The sequence below is a fragment of the Hymenobacter agri genome, from assembly GCF_054778495.1.
Genome location: NZ_BAAGZM010000333.1, coordinates 1 through 4,627, shown reverse-complemented (window position 1 = coordinate 4,627; position 4,627 = coordinate 1). Strand labels below are relative to the sequence as shown.

Annotated in this window: 2 protein-coding genes and 1 pseudogene; 1 reads left to right on the top strand and 2 read right to left on the bottom strand. The window is 63.3% G+C overall.

Going from position 1 to position 4,627, the window contains the following annotated elements:
• Nucleotides 1-2,845: T9SS type A sorting domain-containing protein (locus tag ACYVDE_RS15050; RefSeq protein ID WP_460502359.1), on the top strand; the 2,845-nt coding region annotated here is incomplete at its 5' end.
• A gap of 342 nt (nucleotides 2,846-3,187) precedes the next feature.
• Here the strand turns inward: ACYVDE_RS15050 and ACYVDE_RS15045 are convergent.
• Both ACYVDE_RS15045 and ACYVDE_RS15040 read right to left on the bottom strand, forming a co-directional pair.
• Complete coding sequence (locus ACYVDE_RS15045) at nucleotides 3,188-4,312, bottom strand: hypothetical protein (protein WP_460502358.1); 1,125 nt, start codon at nucleotides 4,310-4,312, stop codon at nucleotides 3,188-3,190.
• A gap of 111 nt (nucleotides 4,313-4,423) precedes the next feature.
• A pseudogene (locus ACYVDE_RS15040) lies at nucleotides 4,424-4,627 on the bottom strand (hypothetical protein); the annotation flags it as partial.

Here is a 4,627-nt window from a genome sequence, read left to right as displayed (position 1 = left end):
CCTGCCCATTACGGGCACCACGGCCGTGTTCCTCAACGGCGCGGCGCCCACTTCGACCTCGGGCACCGTGGCTACCTACGCCGACGGCAGCACCTACGACAGCAGCACCGGGGCGGTAGCCTTTGCCACCACCGCGGCCGCGCAGGCGACGGGCGGCTCAGTGAGCAACACCGTCACCTACTCGGTGCCCAACAATGGCAACGCCACGCTGGTCAATACGGCCCGCGTGCGCTCGGCCACCACCGACACCAATGCGGCTAACAACGCGGCCAGCGTACTCACCACCATCCTGCCCGTGTCGGATATTCAGGTGGTGCTCACCGGCCCCGGCAGCGCTACGCTAGCATCGGCTGCCCAGGGTACGTCGCTCACCTACGGCGTCCTCACCACTAACAACGGCCCCAGCGTGGCCGGCTCCGTCACCACCACCGTGCAGCTGCCCAGCGGTCTAAGCGACGTAGTGGTACGCGGCTACGACGGCACGGTACTGACCAACTCCGCCACCACCGGCTACAACAGCAGTACGGGCGTCGTGACCTTCCCGGCCGTGACGAACCAGCCCAGCGGCGCTACCTACGCCAGCGCGGGCAGCCTTTCTTTCACCAGCCCGGCCGGCGTGTATGCCCTGGCCCCCACCGCCACGGCTACCATTTCCACTCCGGCCACCGAGCCTAACCTGGCCAACAATACAGCCACGGTAGTGACGACGCTGAATGCCCCTACCGCCGCCTCAGTCGATTTGAGCGTGAGCATTGCCCGCAATGCGAGCACGGCTGCGACCGTAGCTGCCGGCAGCCCAGCGGTATTCGATGTAACGACCAGCAACGCCGGCACCAGCACGGCCAGTGCCAGCGCGGGGGCTGTCACGACGGTCCAACTGCCGGCGGGCCTTGCCACCATTGGCACGGTAACGCTAAGTAGTGGCGGCACCTATGATAATACGACCGGCCTGGTCACTTTCACCAGCACCAGCGCCCTGGCTATTGGTGGCAGTACGCTTAATACCATCACCATCAGCGCCGCACCCGGCCAGGGGCCGCTGGTTGCGACAGCCGCCGTGCGCGGGGTGGAGAGTGACCCGATTTCCGCTAACAACTACGCCACGACGAGCGTAGGCATCAACAGCGTAGTAGATGTAGCCACCACCGTGGCCGGTCCGGCCGTAGCCATCACCGGCAGTTCGGTCAGCTACTCCGTTATGACGACCAACAATGGCCCTTCGTCGGCCACTACCGTGGCCCAGACCGTGACGTTGCCCGTGGGTATCGTGAGCTACTCGCTCAATGGCGGCGCGGCCGTGGTGCTCAACGGCGGCAGCGCCACCACCACGACCACGACCGTGACACTGCCCGTGCCGGCTACCCTGCCGGCCGGCCCCAACAACACGGTGACCAACTCCGTGGTCTTCAACGCCCCGGCCAGCACGACCAGCAACTTCCCCTACACGGTGCCGGCCAACGTATCGGCCGGCAACGAAACGGGTACGACCACGAACAACACGGCCAGCATCACCACCACGCGCTACGCGCTGCCCCCCGTGGCCACCGACGTGACGAACACGCTGCAAGCGCCGCAGGCCAACACGGCCGCCGTAGCCCTGCCCATTTCGCCGCTGGCTGCGACCTCGGCCGCGAGCACCATCGGCGGTTACACGCTGGTTACCGTGCCGACCATTGGCCAAGGCGTACTATCGTACAACAACGGCGGCACCTACACCACGGCCGCCGCCGGCCAGGTACTTACCCCAACCCAGGCCGCCAGCCTGCGCTTCCTGCCCGCCAGCGGCTACGTGGGCAATGCCTCCTTCACGTACACCGCTACCGATGCTACTAACCTGGTGAGCGGCAACGTGGCGACCTACCTGCTGCCCGTGGGTACCGACAACGCCGCCGTTGCTGCTGGCACTACGCCCAAGGGCGGCAGCAACCACTATCTTACCAACGACATCCTGACCTACGTGGTGGATAGCAATGGTGCCCAGTACACCAACGGTGGCGCTACGGCAGGTATCGTGTACGATGCGACTACCGGCACCCTGCAAAGCGGCGCGGCCAACGGCCTGCCCGTCAGCGGAACCAATGCCGTACTGGCCACCACCGGCCCCAGCGGCAATGCGACCAACGCTCTACCCAGCGGGGTAAGCCTGAATGCGACCACCGGCCAGTTATTCGTATCGAACGCCAGCCTGCTGCCGCGCATCAATGCCAACACGACGTATTCGGTGAATGTGGTGGTGACGGATATTTACGGCGGTGTGAGCACCGTTACGGAGTCATTCACCTTGGGCGCTTACCCGCTGCCCGTGCAACTGGCAGCTTTTGCGGCCGTTGCCGTGCAGCAGGATGCCCGCCTGAACTGGCGCACGGCTTCGGAAATTAACAATGACCACTTCGAGGTGGAGCGTAGCTTCGACGGCCTGAACTACGCCCAAATCGGGCGGGTAGCCGGCCACGGCAACTCGGCCACACCCCACGACTACCAACTGACGGACGCGGGCGTAGGCGGCCAAGCCAGGGGCGCGGTGTACTACCGACTGCGCCAGGTGGATGCCGACGGCACGGCGACCTTCTCGCCCGTGCGGACGGTTAGCTTCGCTCCCCTCACCGGACTGGCTCTATACCCCAACCCGGCCAGCAGCGCCACTACCCTCGACCTGCGCTCCCTGCCGCTGAACACTGCCTACTCGGTAGTGGTGCTCGATGCCACCGGCCGGGTGGTGCTGCGCCAGACGCTGAGTGGCGGCCAGGCCCAGCCGCTCAACCTCACCCAGTTGGCCACCGGCACCTACCTGGTGCAGGTGGGCGGCAACGGCCTGCACCTGACCAAGCGCCTGACGATAGAATAGGCACGAACGTTAGAAGCCGTAATAAAACAGCCCCCGACGCGAGTGCGCGTCGGGGGCTGTTTTATTACGGCCATGGGGTTTTTTCACATATGGCGGTTAACGAAAGCGGTATTATGAAGCGATACTGTCTAAACCGAATACTATTAATCCAATGATGGCACCGCCAATGAATCGCAGCGCCCTGGTTAATATCCAGATTTAGGCCTATTAAGCTGAAACCAAGTGCGCAAGACCTTCCTCGCTCGCATCCAGCCTAACCGTGACGGTAGCGTGCAGCGCGTGCAAGACCTTGAACATGGTAGGCCTTGGTTAAAAGTTTGGTCCAAATGTTACATGGTCAGTTTACTGGCCTTGCTCTTGTTGCAGACACTGCGTGAGGAAGGCGGCGACACTTTCTTTTGGCACCCCGAATTCCTGTTGTAGGGCTGTGTAAAAAGCCTCGTCCGAGGTGCCATATGTGAAGAGCCGCTTCAGCTTGGGTAGCCCGCCCGCTCGTAGCGCCGCCGCGCAGATGACCCCGCCGATGACGTACTGCGGATTCGTCTGCTCGTCCAACGCCGTGAAGGTGAGCGGATTTTGTAGCACCGCTGCGTGCGTAGCCAGGTACGTGCGGACGCGGGCGGTGTGGTAAGCCAGGGACCGGCCGAAGTGCCCGCCGCGCAACGCGGCGTACCCGGTGAGCAGTAGCGGGTGAGCCTGGGGGAAGTAGGGATTGATAACGTGCACCAACTCGTGCACATAGCCTTCTCCCAGGCCCCCAGCGTACACCAGGTGGTTCACCTCGTCGTAAAAGCCGCAGACCGTGTCACTGCCCATGCCCACCACGTAGTCGAAGCCTTTCAGGTGGTGGACCTGCGCGCAGTCTGTGGCAACATAGTACGTGACGGGAAAAGGGGGAATGGCGAAATCCTGGAACAACGCCCGCAAAAACGCGTCGGCCTGCTGGGCTTGCGTCTGGTCGAGGCGGCGGCCGGGCGGGAGGCGATAGGTCAAGTACCCCACCGTCGCGCTCGTCCACTGGCGGGTATAGCGCGTGAGGTAGTTTACTAGCCGCCACTGCGAACCCTGGCGCTCAAAGCAGGTGTTGACGATGCAAAAAGCCGTGAGCTGCGGGGCCGGCTCCGCCGGGTTTTGCCAGTAAAAGAGCGTGCGGCACTGGTAGTGCGTCGAATCCAGTGGTTCCACGCTGAGCACGAGTTTCTGGGTCGCGTAGCTATAGACGTTGGGATGCACATAGCCCTCACTGAGCAACAAATCACCTTTCCGATACCGACGCAACTCCGCCGGAGCCCAGAACTGCGCTTGCTGTTGAAAAGCCGAGCCCAGGTAGCGGTCCCAAAGCGTCAGCACGGCTTGTCGGTCCGGAGTAGTGGCCTGCACCCCGGCATTGAGCCGAAACTGCTGGTATGATTGGCCGACTCCCACCTGTGCCACGAGCAGTAGGGGAAACAAGAAACGGATACGCATGGAAAATAGAGGTCTGGGGAAAGGCCGAAAAGACGGGCGCGACTCGGTCGGCGTTGCCGCACAAGAAACCCGTAGCAGCGTATTGAATAAGCAGAGAGCCCGAAACACTCGTTACCAGTTGGGAAGCGGCTTTGCTGGGATTTCCACCCCGGCAAAGCGCAGGATTTTGCAGAGGGTGCGCCGGGAGCCAATCTGAAAGTAGGCCATCAACTGGCGGGTGGACTGCTGGCGGGCCAGATACAGTTCCTTGACCGCCGGGGCAATTTTCTGGTAGCGCGGGGCCAGGCCGGCTGGCCGGCCGCCCTGCCGGCCGCG

Excerpts from the sequence above, each read along its gene's own strand:
- ACYVDE_RS15045 (WP_460502358.1), bottom strand. The coding sequence starts at position 4,312 with ATGCGTATCCGTTTCTTGTTTCCCCTACTGCTCGTGGCACAGGTGGGA.